The sequence below is a fragment of the Acinetobacter towneri genome (assembly GCF_017498585.1).
GTDB lineage: Bacteria > Pseudomonadota > Gammaproteobacteria > Pseudomonadales > Moraxellaceae > Acinetobacter > Acinetobacter towneri.
The window spans coordinates 108,161-123,091 of sequence record NZ_CP071766.1; the positions used below are offsets into that span (position 1 = coordinate 108,161).

The 14,931-nt window shown below is 43.0% G+C and carries 14 protein-coding genes; 5 read left to right on the forward strand and 9 right to left on the reverse strand.

All coding sequences use genetic code 11. The annotated features are described in order from the left end of the window. The first annotated feature begins 5 nt into the window (after positions 1-5). Positions 6-800 (forward strand): hydroxypyruvate isomerase family protein, encoded by a 795-nt coding sequence (locus tag J4G44_RS00470; RefSeq protein WP_096901402.1) that lies wholly within the window; start codon positions 6-8, stop codon positions 798-800. 75 nt (positions 801-875) lie between these two features. Continuing rightward, positions 876-1,277, forward strand: coding sequence for a ribosome silencing factor (gene rsfS, locus J4G44_RS00475; RefSeq protein ID WP_004974926.1), 402 nt, complete (start codon positions 876-878; stop codon positions 1,275-1,277). A 281-nt stretch (positions 1,278-1,558) separates the two neighbouring features. Here rsfS and J4G44_RS00480 read toward each other — a convergent pair whose 3' ends face one another. Genes J4G44_RS00480 through J4G44_RS00490 form a run of 3 tightly spaced genes read right to left on the reverse strand, consistent with a single transcriptional unit; the run spans position 1,559 to position 4,470 of the window. Further along, a complete protein-coding gene (locus J4G44_RS00480) occupies positions 1,559-3,004 on the reverse strand; it encodes an NAD(P)(+) transhydrogenase (Re/Si-specific) subunit beta (RefSeq protein ID WP_004974925.1) in 1,446 nt (481 codons plus the stop codon). 3 nt (positions 3,005-3,007) lie between these two features. Beyond that, on the reverse strand, positions 3,008-3,331 hold the full coding sequence (locus J4G44_RS00485; RefSeq protein WP_004974924.1) for a proton-translocating transhydrogenase family protein: 324 nt from the start codon (positions 3,329-3,331) through the stop codon (positions 3,008-3,010). A gap of 11 nt (positions 3,332-3,342) precedes the next feature. Further along, positions 3,343-4,470: a Re/Si-specific NAD(P)(+) transhydrogenase subunit alpha gene (locus J4G44_RS00490; protein ID WP_004974923.1), complete on the reverse strand. Its 1,128-nt coding sequence runs from the start codon at positions 4,468-4,470 to the stop codon at positions 3,343-3,345. 880 nt (positions 4,471-5,350) lie between these two features. Between J4G44_RS00490 and J4G44_RS00495 the strand changes: the two genes are divergently transcribed. Then, positions 5,351-6,274 carry a DMT family transporter gene (locus tag J4G44_RS00495; protein ID WP_104852536.1) on the forward strand — a complete coding sequence of 308 codons (924 nt, stop codon included), beginning with the start codon at positions 5,351-5,353 and terminating at the stop codon, positions 6,272-6,274. A 94-nt stretch (positions 6,275-6,368) separates the two neighbouring features. Then, positions 6,369-7,559 carry an MFS transporter gene (locus tag J4G44_RS00500; RefSeq protein WP_207973739.1) on the forward strand — a complete coding sequence of 397 codons (1,191 nt, stop codon included), beginning with the start codon at positions 6,369-6,371 and terminating at the stop codon, positions 7,557-7,559. 28 nt (positions 7,560-7,587) lie between these two features. Here the strand turns inward: J4G44_RS00500 and J4G44_RS00505 are convergent, their stop codons facing one another. After that, a complete protein-coding gene (locus J4G44_RS00505) occupies positions 7,588-8,232 on the reverse strand; it encodes a hypothetical protein (protein WP_178867855.1) in 645 nt (214 codons plus the stop codon). A 230-nt stretch (positions 8,233-8,462) separates the two neighbouring features. On the opposite strand from J4G44_RS00505, the gene dusA reads away from it, so the two are divergent. Beyond that, positions 8,463-9,485 (forward strand): tRNA dihydrouridine(20/20a) synthase DusA, encoded by a 1,023-nt coding sequence (gene dusA / locus J4G44_RS00510; protein ID WP_004974902.1) that lies wholly within the window; start codon positions 8,463-8,465, stop codon positions 9,483-9,485. Positions 9,486-9,548: 63 nt separating this feature from the next. On the opposite strand, the gene J4G44_RS00515 is transcribed toward dusA, so the two are convergent. The 5 genes from J4G44_RS00515 to J4G44_RS00535 form a co-directional block, all read right to left on the reverse strand. Beyond that, complete coding sequence (locus J4G44_RS00515) at positions 9,549-10,322, reverse strand: tRNA threonylcarbamoyladenosine dehydratase (RefSeq protein ID WP_207973740.1); 774 nt, start codon at positions 10,320-10,322, stop codon at positions 9,549-9,551. A 68-nt stretch (positions 10,323-10,390) separates the two neighbouring features. After that, positions 10,391-11,215 (reverse strand): TatD family hydrolase, encoded by an 825-nt coding sequence (locus J4G44_RS00520; protein ID WP_207973741.1) that lies wholly within the window; start codon positions 11,213-11,215, stop codon positions 10,391-10,393. A gap of 1 nt (position 11,216) precedes the next feature. Then, positions 11,217-12,236: an RsiV family protein gene (locus tag J4G44_RS00525; protein WP_207973742.1), complete on the reverse strand. Its 1,020-nt coding sequence runs from the start codon at positions 12,234-12,236 to the stop codon at positions 11,217-11,219. A 49-nt stretch (positions 12,237-12,285) separates the two neighbouring features. Further along, positions 12,286-13,101 (reverse strand): hypothetical protein, encoded by an 816-nt coding sequence (locus tag J4G44_RS00530; RefSeq protein WP_004974888.1) that lies wholly within the window; start codon positions 13,099-13,101, stop codon positions 12,286-12,288. A 167-nt stretch (positions 13,102-13,268) separates the two neighbouring features. Then, positions 13,269-14,861: a peptide chain release factor 3 gene (locus J4G44_RS00535; RefSeq protein ID WP_004974887.1), complete on the reverse strand. Its 1,593-nt coding sequence runs from the start codon at positions 14,859-14,861 to the stop codon at positions 13,269-13,271. Positions 14,862-14,931: the final 70 nt, after the last annotated feature.

The following is a 14,931-nucleotide window of genomic DNA, read 5'->3' on the forward strand; positions in this document are numbered from 1 at the left end:
CCTGCATGTCTAAACTGGCGGTTAATCTGTCGATGATTTTTACCGAAGTGCCTTTAATTGAACGCTTTGCCCTTGCACGCGAACATGGTTTTCAGCATGTTGAAATTCAATTTCCCTATGAGCTGAGTATTGAGCAGATTCAAACCCAACTCACACTCCACCAACTCAGCCTGTGTTTAATCAATGTCCCTGCGGGTGACCTCATGCAAGGCGGCAATGGTTTGGCGGGCGTACCCGGGAAAGAGATTGAATTTCATCATGCCTTAGAGTTAGCCATCCGCTATGCCACGGCATTAAATGTCCCTAGCGTCAATATTTTGGCAGGCAAACAACCTGTCGATGCCGATTTACTGCCTTGCTTAAACACACTGGCAGAAAACCTAAAACTGGCCTGCTCGATGCTCACTCAACATCATATTCAGCCTGTCTTTGAAATGATTAATGGCACCGACATGCCACGCTTTTTAGTACAAAATATTGCGCAAGCTCAAGAGATGCTAGAAGCAGTCAAACATCCTGCTCTTAAAATGCAATACGACTGTTATCACATGGCGATGATGGGTGAAGATGTGCTGAGCGCATTGCAAGAAAACATTCAGGATATTGGTCATATCCAGTTTGCCGACAATCCAGGACGCCATGAACCCGATTCAGGCGAGCTAGACTATACTACTATTTTCAAATGGTTACAGCACAGTGCTTATTCAGGCTATATCGCTGCAGAATACCGCCCAAGTCTGGCGTCAAATCAATCATTTGCATGGAAAGACAAATACTTTCCCTCAAATCAAAGTGGTTAAAATTAAACCGATTTGAAATTTCAGGCTAAAACAGCTATATTAGACGATGAATAATTTTAGGAAATTATACACCCCATGAATTTAGAACCATCGCCCGGCGCTTCTAATTCTCACGATCTTGCAATGAATACCCAAAAGCATGACGTACAAACTTGTCTTAAAGTTGTACATGAAGCTCTCCTTGATGTAAAAGCCAAAGAAATTGTTGAACTTGATGTCAGCAGCATCAGCAATGTTTCAGATGCCATTGTGATTGCTAGCGGTACATCAACTCGCCACGTAAAATCTCTTGCCGACAATGTTGCCGAAGAAGCGCGCAAAGCAGGCTTCCGCCCAATTGGTATTGAAGGTGAACGTGATGCAGAATGGATCTTGGTCGATCTTGGTATGGTAGTGGTTCACATCATGCTACCAACAGCACGTAAATTCTACGACCTAGAAAGCTTATGGCGCACTACGCCTGAGTCTGTTGCTTAATACAACAGCTCACTTGAGCAGCCTTAAAGATACACAATAAGCGACTTTCAAATAAGTCGCTTTTTTAATGCAGATCTTTTGAAGCTCATATCCCTAATCATTTTTATATCGCATTAATCTACCCACCAAATATTGGTTTATATCATCCCCTACCCAATACATTGCTTCAAACCAATCCTATAAAACTCGCCCGAACTCAATCTGCCTGATCTCAATTAACCACTTTACATCAGCCATAAAAAAAACCGCCCGAAGGCGGTTTCATATCTGGAAACAGTGTCTTAGTGACCTGTACCGTTGATTGATTTAGTCATATCTTCCACAACTTTCTTGGCATCACCAAAGATCATCATGGTCTTGTCGTTATAGAACAAGTCGTTGTCTAGACCCGCATAACCTGTTGCCATTGAGCGCTTGATGACCATAATGGTACGTGCTTTATGCGCTTCAAGAATTGGCATGCCGTAAATTGGCGAGTTTGGATCGTCTTTTGCCGCAGGGTTAACTACGTCATTTGCACCAATCACCAACACCACATCTGTTGCAGGGAAATCTGAGTTGATTTCGTCCATTTCTAAGATGTCTTCATACGGTACGTCTGCTTCTGCAAGTAATACGTTCATGTGACCCGGCATACGACCTGCAACTGGGTGAATGGCAAAACGCACAGTTACACCTTGCTCTTTTAACAAGTTGGCCAATTCTTTGACCGCATTCTGTGCACGACCTTGCGCCATACCATAGCCCGGTACAATTACTACGCTGTCTGCATTTGACATCAAGAAGCCAGCATCATCAGCAGAACCTGAACGGTAGTTACGTTGCACTTGCGCACCCGCTGCTGCCGTTGGTGCTGCTGCACCGCCCATCGCACCACCAAACAATACGTTGATGATTGAACGGTTCATGGCTTTACACATGATGTAAGACAGAATCGCACCTGAAGAACCGACCAATGAGCCTGCAACAATCAGCATGTTGTTTTCAAGTGTGAAACCAATACCTGCTGCCGCCCAACCTGAGAATGAGTTCAACAATGACACCACAACTGGCATGTCACCGCCACCCACTGGTGCAATCCATACCCAACCGAATGCCAAGGCTAAACCTGTCATTGCCCAGAATGAAGTCATGTTACCGCTCAGGAAGAAGTGAATCCCGAAACCGAGCATAGCAAGGAAAATTAACGCTTGAACAGGTTTTACCCATGCACCCGAAATGGTTTTTGCCCATTTCTTTGCCGCCAATTTACCGTATGCAAAAACAGATGCGGTAAAGGTAATCGCCCCCACGAAACAGCCTACAAACAATTCAAATAAATGAACTTTGCTCATTTCATGGAAAGTAATACCATTTGCAGCCAACAAGTCTGGACCAAGTTCGATCAACTTGTTGTTATGAATAATCGCAGCAATCGCAATTAAAACTGCAGCCAAACCGACTAAAGAGTGCATTAACGCTACAGTTTCAGGCATTTGAGTCATTGGCACCGTACGTGCGCGGGCAATACCCACCACCGCACCTGCTGCCATAGCTGCCAGAATCATCCACACAACTGGATTGTCTGCCACAAAGAATGTAGTCAAGACTGCAATCGCCATTGCGATCATGCCGTAACGGTTGCCCGCAATCGCAGTTTTAGGCCCAGACAAACCACGTAAAGTTAAGATAAAGAGCACAGCCCCGATTAAATAGAACCAGTCTGCATATTCACGAATAAATTCCATGCATTAGCCCTCTTTTTTCTTTGCTTTTGGTTTGAACATTTCCAGCATACGTGCAGTCACTGCAAAACCACCGAAAATATTGATGCTTGCCAAGAACACAGCAATCGCACCCAGTACACTCACCACATTAATGGTTTGGAAATCGACACTGCCTTCTACACCCATGATTGGTAGACCAACAGTTTGAATCATCGCACCTACAATAATGATTGAAGAAAGTGCATTGGTTACTGCCATTAATGGCGTATGTAACGCAGGTGTTACCCCCCACACCACGTAGTAACCTACGAAGATGGCAAGGACAAAAATCGTAATTGTTTCAACCATGAGAATTCTCCTTAACCACGCTTTAACAGCACTTGACCGTTATGAGTGACCAGCAACGCTTTCTGAATTTCTTCTTCAGGATTCAATGCGAAGTTCTTGTCGTTATCAAATAATGTTTCAACAAAATTCAACACATTACGCGCATATAGTGCAGATGCTTCTGTCGATACAGTCGATGGAATGTTTGGAATACCCAAAATTTTCACACCATTGGCAGTCACTACAGTTTCACCGCATTGTGAACCTTCGACGTTACCGCCCGTTTCGACTGCCATATCTAAAATCACAGAACCCGGCTTCATTTTTGCCACAGTTTCCGCTTTGATTAAACGCGGTGCATCACGACCCGGCAATAACGCAGTGGTAATCACGATATCCGCATTAGAAACGGCTTTATCGACAATCACTGCTTGGTCTTTAATGTATTGTTCACCAGGCATCCAGCCATAACCATTTTTGGCAGCATCGGCAGCTTTTTGTTGTTCTTCTTCAGACATTGGTACGTCTAACCACTTACCACCCAAAGATTCCACCTGATCTTTTGCCGTTGGACGCAAGTCAGTTGCTTCGACTACAGCACCTAAACGCTTCGCTGTTGCAATGGCTTGCAAACCAGCAACACCCACACCCATGATCACAACACGCGCAGGTTTTACAGTACCCGCTGCCGTCATTAACATTGGGAACATGCGTTGATATTCTGCTGCAGCCAACAACACAGATTTATAACCTGCCAAGTTGGCTTGTGATGACAACACGTCCATATTTTGCGCACGCGACAAGGTACGTGGCAAAAGCTCTAAAGCAAATGCAGACACCTGAGCCGCAGCAAATTGGTCTAATTCAGTATTGCGGTAAGGATCAAACATCGCCACCACAGTGCTGTTCGGTGCAAGTTTTTGAATTTCTTCACCCTTTGGGGCACGAACTTTCAAAATCATTTGGCTACCGCGATAAGCATCATCTGTCATGGTCGCGCCTACTTGTTCATAAGCGCTGTCGATATAAGCGGCTTTTACGCCTGCACCACGTTCAATGACTACGCTATGACCCGCGCTAATCAACTTCTTTACTGTTTCTGGCGTCGCAGCGACACGATTTTCACCGACAACAGTTTCGGTTGGAATTCCGATCTGCATGAGCGTTCCTCAAGCTAGTTTTTCTTAAGTCAACATCGTGGATAACGATGCTTTCCCCTCAGGATAAGTTTTGTTGAATTTTTGGATTCTAATGCAACATTTTTAAATTACCACCCAATATTTATTTAATAAATACCCATATTTTGAACTGATGATTCATAAAAATATTGTTGCGAGATATAATTGATAAGTTTTGCTTCTTGAATATAAGTCTAATTATTCAGCAAAACTTCGATTTGAAGTGTCTAAAAGAAAAAAAGCGATGCTTTGAGCTTGCAGTTGACCACATTTAAATGAATTAAGCATTGATCATTCTGACACGCATTTCACTTAATTGGGAAAATCCGACTTAGCGCTAAAAGATTGCATATCTATACATTTAAGCGCTAAAAGCAAAAACTTAAACACCAAATTGACTTTTTTGACAATTTTTACACCGCACAACACAGTTCAATTTAGAAGTGTTTTGCCCATCTGAAAACCTTAGAAAAACCTACCTTTGCCTTATGAGTAAAATCGAATATTTGAAACAGTAAAACTTTTAAAAGAAGCTTGAATTTATTCAACTCAGGTCTAAGTTGAGTGCTACTATTTTTTTCATTTTTTTTGTGCGTCATTTAGTCTGATGATGGATTTTCTCTGTTTTGCAACATTTTTAGCTAATTTGCACCATTATCGTGCAAACCCCATTTACTCTACTTTTCACAAAATTTGTGCCATCTCAAGCAGACCATCTGCATAAAATCGGCTATGCTTGCTCAAATACAGCACACAGCTTTATCCATGCAGTCGCATCTGTCTTTATCCATCATGCAACTTGCATTTGTGTGCGCGGCATGTGTCACTTTTCTTGCATCCACCTTGCTCGACAGCATTTTTCATGATCAGACTTAACGCCACACAATGGGGCTCCATCTTTGCCTTATTTGCAGCCTTTTTGTTTAGTACCAAAGCCATTTTTATTAAACAGGCTTATGCACTTTCACCGTTGGTCGATGCAACCGTACTCATGGCTTTGCGCATGGCAAGTGCCCTGCCTTTCTTCTTGCTGATTTGTTGGCTCAATCGCCATCACAGTCGCAACATCTCTACACGCAATTGGCTGTTGCTGATTTTTGCAGGTTTGATGGGCTATTATTTTTCCAGCTGGTTGGATTTTTTAGGGCTGATGTTCATTAGTGCCTCATTAGAACGCATTATTCTGTTTTTATACCCAACGCTCACCGTTCTGGCTTCGAGCGTAATGTATCGACAGAAACTGAGCTGGCTGAGCCTATTTGCAATTGCCCTGAGTTATGGCGGAACAGTGATTGTGATGTTACAGGAACAGAGCAATACCCCGCATGACACGTATTTTTGGTTAGGCAGCAGTTTGGTGTTCGCCAGTGCAGTGTGTTTTGCAGGCTATTTATTGCTGACCAAAAGCCTGATTCAGCATTTTGGTTCATGGAATTTTACAGGTCTGGCTTTAAGTATTGCCTGCATCGGTACGCTTACGCATTACAGTTTGGTCACACCTAATCCGCTCGGACTGGTGCAACAACTGCCTGTAGAAGTGCTGGGCTATGGCATAGCTTTAGGGATATTTGTCACAGTCTTGCCCACCTTACTCATGGCGCACAGTATCGCCCGTTTAGGTGCGGCACAATCGGCCATGATTGCTTCAATTGGCCCCATCTTGACGATTCTATTGGCCACAGCATTTTTAGGTGAACATCTAAATGGCATACAATGGTTCGGCTGCATGCTCAATATTGTAGGCGTGATGATGATCACCTTGTCCAAAAACAAGTTTTCTCATTAAGCTAAAGGCGACATCCTGCCACTAATGAAGTTGAATATTGGATTCAATCTTTGAGCTACTGCAACCCCGTTTTACCATTGACCTTAGGATAATTATGAACACTGCACCCGACATCAGCCAAGATAAAACCCTGCTCTGGTTGATGGCGATTGCCTGTGGTCTATGCGCGGGTGCGAATTATTATTGCCAACCGCTGATTTACTCGATTCATCAATCTTTCCAAATTCCGCAATCCCAAGTGGCATTGACAGTGACTTTTGCACAAGTGTCTTATGCTCTGGGTTTATTATTCATTGTGCCCATGGGCGATATTGTCAATAAAACCAAATTCATTCCCTTATTGATGTTTTTGGCCTCGATTGGCTTATTTTTATGTGCCTTTTCCAGCAATTTAAGCATGCTATGGATTGGCACGATTATCACAGGGCTGTTTTCAGTTGCAGCACAAGTCTTAATTCCCTTTGCCACCATGACCGTAAAACCTGAAAAAATGGGTGAAGTGGTCGGTTTATTGATGAGTGGTTTATTGGTCGGTATTTTACTTTCGACCAGTTTGGCAGGTTTGCTGTCCAACTTATTCCATTGGAAAGTGATTTACCTGATTAGCGGTGTGCTGATGCTTTGCATTGCCGCGGTACTCAAAGCACGCTTACCCTTTATCTCAACCAGCAAACTCAGTTATTTGGCTGTGTTTCAGTCTATGGGCAAACTCATTTTAGAAGAACGTCGTTTGGTCTATCGTGCCTTGCTCGGTGCGTTTGCTTTTGCAGCGATGAGTGTGTTGTTTTCTACCATTGCAGTATTACTCAAATCCAGTTTTGGCTTAGCCGACTTTATGGTGGGCATTGTGGCAATGGTGGGAGTATTCGGTGCTCTTTCGACTAAACATGTGGGAAAAATTGCAGATCGCGGCTATGTTACAGCACTGACTTGGGGGGGGGTGGGGTTATTGGCAATTAGCTGGGTCTTTCTATACAACGGACAATTCAGCTTATGGAGTTATATTCTTGGTTTTGGCTTAATTAACCTTGGGCTTGCCACCGTACACAGCAGCAACCAAAACGTGATTTTCCGTTTACACCCCGATGCCAAATCGCGGATTAACTCAATTTATATGACCAGTTATTTTACTGGCGGTGCTTGTGGTTCTGCCTTGGGAATCTATGCATGGCAACACGGTGGATGGTTATGGAGTTGCCTAGTTGGTTTGTGTTTTGTTACCGCCGCAATGAGCTTTGCCCTGCTCGACTGGCAACATCAACGTCAACACACCGCCATGCCTTAAACGCTGCTATTACAATCAAGCAAGTCGCTTAAGACATTTGCATCACAGGGTAAAATGGCTGACTCAATTCCACATTTTCTAAATTTTCCAATAAAATTTGGATAAAACACGGCATCAACGCACACAATAAAGTATTGGCATGGCTGAGTTGTTTGCGGTTGATTGCACTGTTATAAGTTGCACCACCTTGTAAAAGTTGCTGCTGTAACGTCAATAAGCGCTTAAACAAACATGCCAAAATTGTGACCGAATCATGAATGTGCAATGCCTGCATAATCTGCTGTTTTTCTGCCTCATAATCTGCACGCCATTCAGCTTCAGTCATTTTTTGATTACGCCAATCCCAAAAACTTTGATACAAATAAGGATTGGTCAGCAATACCTCTAAACTTTGTGGATATTTTTCCCAAATGATTCTCGCCATGCGCTGATCGACATCTTTTTGATACATGCGCTGCACAAATTGCTGCAAAGTCTGTTGTGTATGCTCTGCCGTCTGACCTTGCGCATACAAAGCACTCAACGCCACCCATGCTGTCATAAATTGCATATCGACATCATCATGAAACTTAATGGCTTTTTTCCACCAACTTAAACTGCGCTGCATGCGTAAATTAAATGCCGTTGAAAATTCATTTTTCTTAGTTCGATAAATTTCTTCTAATACCAACATTTTATTTTCCCTCTTATGCTGCGTTATCCTATCTTTTCAACATACTAAAAAACGGCTACGCATACAAATACTGAGCAGTTCCGCTTTAGCATCTACGGTTGCGCTGCTTTGTTCATAGCGAACAAAGCAAAGTTAATGCCAATGGATGTGGGTTGGGGATACTGTCGATTTTCACTTAAACCCCGTATAATGCGCGGTCTTGTGCTTTTGTTTTTCAATTCAGGTGGGTTATGACACGTGCCATCCAAACTTTACAACCTCGCATTTCGGTTGCCCCTATGATGGATTGGACTACCCGCGATTACCGTTTTTTTGCACGTTTATTTAACCCCAATATCATTCTGTATACTGAAATGGTAACCACTGGCGCAATTTTATTTGGTGATGCCAAGCGCCATTTAGATTACAGCAAAGAAGAACATCCTATTGTCTTGCAGTTGGGCGGTTCAAATCCGAAAGACCTTGCGACCTGCAGTAAAATGGCACAAGACTGGGGTTATGATGAAATCAACCTGAATGTTGGCTGCCCAAGTGATCGAGTACAAAACAATAAAATTGGTGCGTGTTTAATGGCAGAACCAGACTTGGTTGCAGAGTGTATTGCCGCCATGCGTCAATCGGTTGATATTCCTGTGACCGTAAAACATCGAATCGGGATTGATGACATGCACTCTTATGCAGAGATGCTGCATTTTGTGGATACTGTGGCTCAAACAGGTTGCAATAACTTTATCGTGCATGCCCGAATTGCCTTATTACAAGGTTTATCGCCTAAAGAAAACCGCGAAGTTCCGCCTCTGCGTTATGAGGATGTGTATCGTTTAAAACAAGACCGCCCCGAATTGTTAATTGAAATTAATGGTGGAATTAAAACGTTTGCCGAAACCCAACAACACCTCAAGCATGTCGATGGGGTGATGATTGGTCGTGAAGCCTATCACAACCCTTATTTACTGGCAGAGCTTGGGCAATTATGGGGGCTAGAATTACCTGACCGTTTTGAAATTATGCAGCGCATGTTGCCGTATATTGAACAACGTCTACAACAAGGTGCACCACTTTCTGTCATTACCCGCCATATTTTAGGTTTATTCCAAAACCTGCCAGGTGCACGTAAATGGCGTCAGGCACTAAGTGGCGGCAATGCCAAAACATTTGCAGATGTAGAGCAAGCATTGGTCAATATTCAAGCAGCAATGCAGCGTACGGAAGACTATTTAAAAGAGCAGCAGCTACAACGACCTACTGAATAAAGTCATTGGCGATGTGCAAAATCAAAGAACTTTTTTATAAGCCATGCCTCGCATGGCTTTGATTTATGTATTTTTAGCCTGTAAGGCATCTAACTTTTTCAACACTTCTGCCACAGCTACCATCGCAAAACTGGACGTGACCACCACCGCCGAACCATAGCCGCCACAGCGCAAGCCTGCGCTTGGGCATACATCGGCACTAGAAAACGGATTGTCGATGGAATACACACAGGTAATCCCAAACTTTTCTTTTGGCTTTTTACAAATACCTTTGCTGCGTAATTGGGCGCGCAATTTGGCCAACATTGGGTCTTGTTCGGTTTTAGATAAATCTGCCACTCGAATTTTCAACGGATCAAGTTTGCCACCTGCACCACCCGAAACAATCAGTGGAATCTTGTTAAAACGACAATGCAGCATCAACGCTAGTTTAGCTTTTACGTCATCAATGCAATCTAAAATCAAATCAGGTGCAGTCGCCAATAACGCTTTGACGTTATCTGGACTGAGGTAATCATCGACCAAATTAATTTTGATACGTGGATTAATGGCGCGACAACGCTCTGCCATGACATTAATTTTTTCATGCCCCAAGGTTGAGCTCATGGCAGGCAATTGACGGTTAATGTTAGATGCTACGACCACATCCATATCCACCAATGTCAGCTCGCCGATACCTGTACGTGCCAACGCCTCAACTGCCCAAGAGCCGACACCGCCAATTCCAATCACCATGACATGACTTTGGGCATAATGCTGAAAAGCACTGTCGCCATAAATCTTGGCCACACCCGCAAAACGGCGTTCATATTCATCATCTTGAAGAAGGTCTGTCATGCTGCAATCAAATCTAATTTCAAAGTGTGGGCATTTTACTGCGTTTCGCAGACTTCGTGTTGTTTCATCTAAAGTTTAGGCAAGTCTAATATTTGAATGCTATTCTGCCAAATCTGTGCGGCTAAAGTTTGCGGTGCAATATCTAAACAATCCGCCAAACCTTCAAGCACATAAATCAGGTTCGCAGGGGTATTTCGGGTTCGTGATTGAGTATCTGTCTGACAACATAAAGGCGTAATATCGGGACAGTCGGTTTCCAAAACCAAATGTTCAGCACCAATTTCCTGCACAACACGGCGCAGTTTTTTTGCATTGGGATTGGTAATCTGCCCTGTCACACCAATTTTAAAACCCAATTTGATCAGTGCTTTGGCTTCTTCCACCCCACCGCTAAAAGCATGTGCGATGCCACCAAACTGAAATTGTTGCTGTTTGAGTGTTTTTAAGGTTTCGGCATGGGCCTTACGAATATGTAGCAGTACAGGTTTATGTTGCTGGCGTGCGATTTCCAATTGTGCAGCAAAAAAATCTTGCTGCTTTTGAAACGCTTCAGGCTGTTTATGTTCAGCCAAAAAAGTATCTAAGCCAATTTCACCCACAGCGACACAATGCTGTTGTTGCAAAAACTGTTCTAAATCTTGTAGATGTTGGTCTTGATGCTGTTCGATATAAAAAGGATGCAAGCCTGGTGCAAGATGACTTTGTGGCACATGCTCAAGTTGGTTTAAAAACTGTTGTGTAGAGATTAAATCTTGAAAACGTGATTGTACAAAGCCAATCAGTACCAAATGTTCTACGCCTGCTGCCTTGGCCGCATACGCCAATTGCTCCCGATCTGAGTCAAAATCAGGTACATCAAAATGGGTATGCGTATCAAACAGCGCAATGCTCATATTAAGATTTCGCTTTGGTTGTTGTGTTTGCTGCACTGGCTTCGGCAGGTTTTGCGGTTGCTTCAGAGGCTGCTTCTGTTACAGGCAAATACGCAGCTTTTAAAATTCCCTGCAGTTCTGCATACGGAATGGTTAAGCGCGGTAAACCAACGACATAAGGGCCTATTTCATATTCTGCATATTGCAAAATTAACCCCTGTTGACCTAAATAGTAATTTTCCGACAGCTTAAATTTCCACGCTTGTTCATATTCTTGCACATTGGTGGAAAGTTCAGATGTGATGACCCATTGTTTAAACGCTTCGTAGGCTTTGCGCTCCAATTGTGGACGCTGCTTCTCTAACAGAATGTCATTTAACAATACTAATTTTTTCTGTTCTAAATCAAAATTATAGTATTGCTGTGCCGATGCACCATGCGCTCCGCCCAAATAACTACTGCTATTCAGTACCACGGTTGCCAAAGGCTGATCTGCATTCAAAATTTTAGGCTTAATCATCAAACTGATTTTATGATTTGAGCTTAAAGCTTTCAGTTCCTGATCAAGTACCAAAAAGCTTTGCACATAAGGCACAGTTTGTTTTTCTAATTTTTGCGCCAAAGTTTCCACTTGTGCAATGGCTGCTGCAGTGGGGTTGCTGGCAGGTGCATCTGCAGCACTGGCTGCTGTATTTTCACTGGCTGCATTCTCAACTGCTATAGCCTCAGAAGCCGCCTGCTGTGGTGCAATTTCTAAAATTTGTGCCAATTCTTGAATAATTTTCTGATCAATAAAATGGTCGATAAAGGCCTGATTACTATTCAAACGCTCAATTGAAATTTCAGGGCAGTTATTCCCTTCACATTTAGGCAACGACAAATTCAGTTTTTCAGTATCCCCGACCAGTTTTAAGCTTTGTTGTTCCGCCTGCGTCTGCTCTGGCTCGACTGTTTCTGGTTCGGTTTTCTTTGGCTGACATGCAGTAATCCCTAGCGTTGTAATTAAAATACTGATCGCCAAAATACTTTTATTTTTCAACATGGATCCAACCTTGATTTCATCTATTTTTGCTTGTCACCGCACTCACCTACTAAAACATAGATGGATAGATGTCTGCTTTTAAAACTTGTTGTGTTTGTGCTTTGCTTAGGTAAATATCTAACTGCGTGCCATCTTTGACAATTTCATGGGTGCGATAATGCAATCCTAAGCCCTGATCATCAAAAAACCAATCTGCCTGCCCCCAGTATAATTTGGCAGGTGCTGCTTTTTGCACGTCACTGCTTTGTGTTTTGAGCCAATCCTGATAGGCCTGCTGTACAAAAGTATTCATACGGGTTTGTTGTTTGGCATCAATCACATCTAAAACAGACAAGGCTTTTTGCTGCTTCCGATCTGCCACAAAGAAATAATAGCGTTCCTTGACTTGCGTGCCTTCCTGTTTGCTATCTACCCCGACTTGCAACAAAACATATTGATTGCGTTGATATGCCATACGGGTGTACATCGCCAATTCATAAGCTTTATTTTGATCTAATTGTGCCTGCCAAGCATCGGATTTTTTCACATAGGCATCTACGGCTTGCTGCAAATTCATGTTTTGTTTTAAGCCAATTTGGTCTTGAATCACCATGGCCTGATTTTTTGCAATCCAACTGTTGAGCCATGTATCTTGGGTATTTAAAGTTTGTACTTCTAATTCAATGCAGTTTTTATTTTCACAAAATGGCAAGGCAATTTCTGCCGCCTGTTGCTTGATATTCAAATACGGTAAAACATCCGCTTGATCTTTCTGAAAAATAGACGTTTGCTCATCTGAGTTTTGATCTTGTTTAGATGAGTCACAGGCGCTAAGCAAAACCATCCCGCTCAAAATTGCACCCAGATAAACCGATTTTTGCTGCATGATTTCCCCAATTCATTTATCAAAAATAATCTTTAATCTTTTACCGCCCCCATAATAAAACAGCTTCCTAAAGAAGCTGTTTTAATTTTGAAACTTTTAGGCATGCCGAACATTCATCTGCGCTACGCTGATTGCATCTGCCAGATTAAGCATCATCAACCTGAGGCTTAGTGCTCGCGTGTATTTCTAAACTCAATGTCAGGGTAACGCTCTTGCATTAACTGTAAATTCACACGACTTGGCGCGAGATAAGTTAAGTGACCACCACCATCGACAGACAACTGATCGTGGGCTTTTTTCTTAAATTCGTTAAACTTTTTCTCATCGGCACAAGACACCCAGCGTACCGTGTTGATGCTGACAGGCTCGTAAATACAATCGACTTTGTATTCTTCTTTCAGGCGATAGGCGACGACTTCAAACTGTAGCACACCAACAGCACCTACGATTAAATCATTGCTGTTTTGTGGCATAAAGACTTGCGTTGCACCTTCTTCTGAAAGCTCTTTAAGGCCTTTTTGCAGCTGTTTGGACTTCAATGGGTCTTTCAAGCGTACACGACGGAACATTTCAGGTGCGAAGTGCGGAATCCCTGTAAATTGCAACTTTTCACCCGAAGTGAAGGTATCGCCAATTTGAATCGTCCCGTGGTTATGTAGACCAATAATGTCGCCCGGCCAAGCTTCTTCGAGGTGCTGACGGTCACCTGCCAAGAAGGTCAAGGCATCGCTGATACGTACATCTTTATCAATACGCACATGCTTCATTTTTAAGCCTTTTTCATACTTGCCTGAACAGATTCGCATGAAAGCAATACGGTCACGGTGCTTCGGATCCATATTGGCCTGAATTTTAAAAACAAAACCACTAAAGCCTTCTTCATTGGCTTCTACAATACGGTCTTGCGTTGGATGTGCTTTTGGCGGCGGCGCATATTCACTGAATGCATTCAATACATGATCTACACCGAAGTTACCCAAAGCAGTACCAAATAGCACTGGTGTTTGACGACCCGCTAAAAACTCTTCACGGTCTAAAGGCTCATTCGCCATTTGTACCAATTCAAGTGATTCTTCAAATGCCGCCCATGCCAATTCACCTACTTTTTCACGTAGGTCTGCATGGTTATAGCCATCACGTACTTCAATTTCAGGAATGGTTGAACCAAAACCTGATTTGTACACATAAAACTTTTCTTCGATGAGGTTAAACACCCCTGCGAAATCACGCCCTGTACCCATTGGCCAAGTGATTGGCACACACTTAATTTTGAGGACATTTTCAATTTCATCCAACAACTCTAATGGTTCACGAATTTCGCGGTCCATTTTGTTGACGAATGAAATGATGGGTGTGTCACGCATACGACACACATCCATTAATTTAATGGTACGGTCTTCGACACCTTTCGCACCATCAATCACCATCAGTGCAGAGTCCACCGCAGTTAGAGTGCGGTAAGTATCTTCAGAGAAATCTTCGTGCCCTGGGGTATCGAGCAGGTTAATCATTTTGTCTTTATACGGGAATTGCATCACCGAAGTTGTAATGGAAATACCACGTTCTTTTTCCATTTCCATCCAGTCAGATGTTGCGCCACGATCTGACTTACGGCTTTTTACCATCCCTGCAACTTGAATGGCTTGTCCCCATAACAGCAGTTTTTCTGTCATGGTGGTTTTACCAGCATCGGGGTGGGAAATAATCGCGAAAGTACGTCGCTGTGCGACCTGCGCCGCTAACTCATCTTTAAAACTCATGCAAGACACCTACTGCAGAACCGCAGTGTATAAGATCAAAATGATCAATATGAAAAATTGGCGTAATTGT

Excerpts from the sequence above, each read along its gene's own strand:
- J4G44_RS00505 (WP_178867855.1), bottom strand. The coding sequence starts at position 8,232 with ATGTTGGTATTAGAAGAAATTTATCGAACTAAGAAAAATGAATTTTCA.
- J4G44_RS00525 (WP_207973742.1), bottom strand. The coding sequence starts at position 12,236 with ATGTTGAAAAATAAAAGTATTTTGGCGATCAGTATTTTAATTACAACG.
- J4G44_RS00490 (WP_004974923.1), bottom strand. The coding sequence starts at position 4,470 with ATGCAGATCGGAATTCCAACCGAAACTGTTGTCGGTGAAAATCGTGTC.
- J4G44_RS00500 (WP_207973739.1), top strand. The coding sequence starts at position 6,369 with ATGAACACTGCACCCGACATCAGCCAAGATAAAACCCTGCTCTGGTTG.
- rsfS (WP_004974926.1), top strand. The coding sequence starts at position 876 with ATGAATTTAGAACCATCGCCCGGCGCTTCTAATTCTCACGATCTTGCA.
- J4G44_RS00485 (WP_004974924.1), bottom strand. The coding sequence starts at position 3,331 with ATGGTTGAAACAATTACGATTTTTGTCCTTGCCATCTTCGTAGGTTAC.
- J4G44_RS00530 (WP_004974888.1), bottom strand. The coding sequence starts at position 13,101 with ATGCAGCAAAAATCGGTTTATCTGGGTGCAATTTTGAGCGGGATGGTT.
- dusA (WP_004974902.1), top strand. The coding sequence starts at position 8,463 with ATGACACGTGCCATCCAAACTTTACAACCTCGCATTTCGGTTGCCCCT.
- J4G44_RS00535 (WP_004974887.1), bottom strand. The coding sequence starts at position 14,861 with ATGAGTTTTAAAGATGAGTTAGCGGCGCAGGTCGCACAGCGACGTACT.
- J4G44_RS00515 (WP_207973740.1), bottom strand. The coding sequence starts at position 10,322 with ATGACAGACCTTCTTCAAGATGATGAATATGAACGCCGTTTTGCGGGT.
- J4G44_RS00470 (WP_096901402.1), top strand. The coding sequence starts at position 6 with ATGTCTAAACTGGCGGTTAATCTGTCGATGATTTTTACCGAAGTGCCT.
- J4G44_RS00480 (WP_004974925.1), bottom strand. The coding sequence starts at position 3,004 with ATGGAATTTATTCGTGAATATGCAGACTGGTTCTATTTAATCGGGGCT.
- J4G44_RS00520 (WP_207973741.1), bottom strand. The coding sequence starts at position 11,215 with ATGAGCATTGCGCTGTTTGATACGCATACCCATTTTGATGTACCTGAT.
- J4G44_RS00495 (WP_104852536.1), top strand. The coding sequence starts at position 5,351 with ATGATCAGACTTAACGCCACACAATGGGGCTCCATCTTTGCCTTATTT.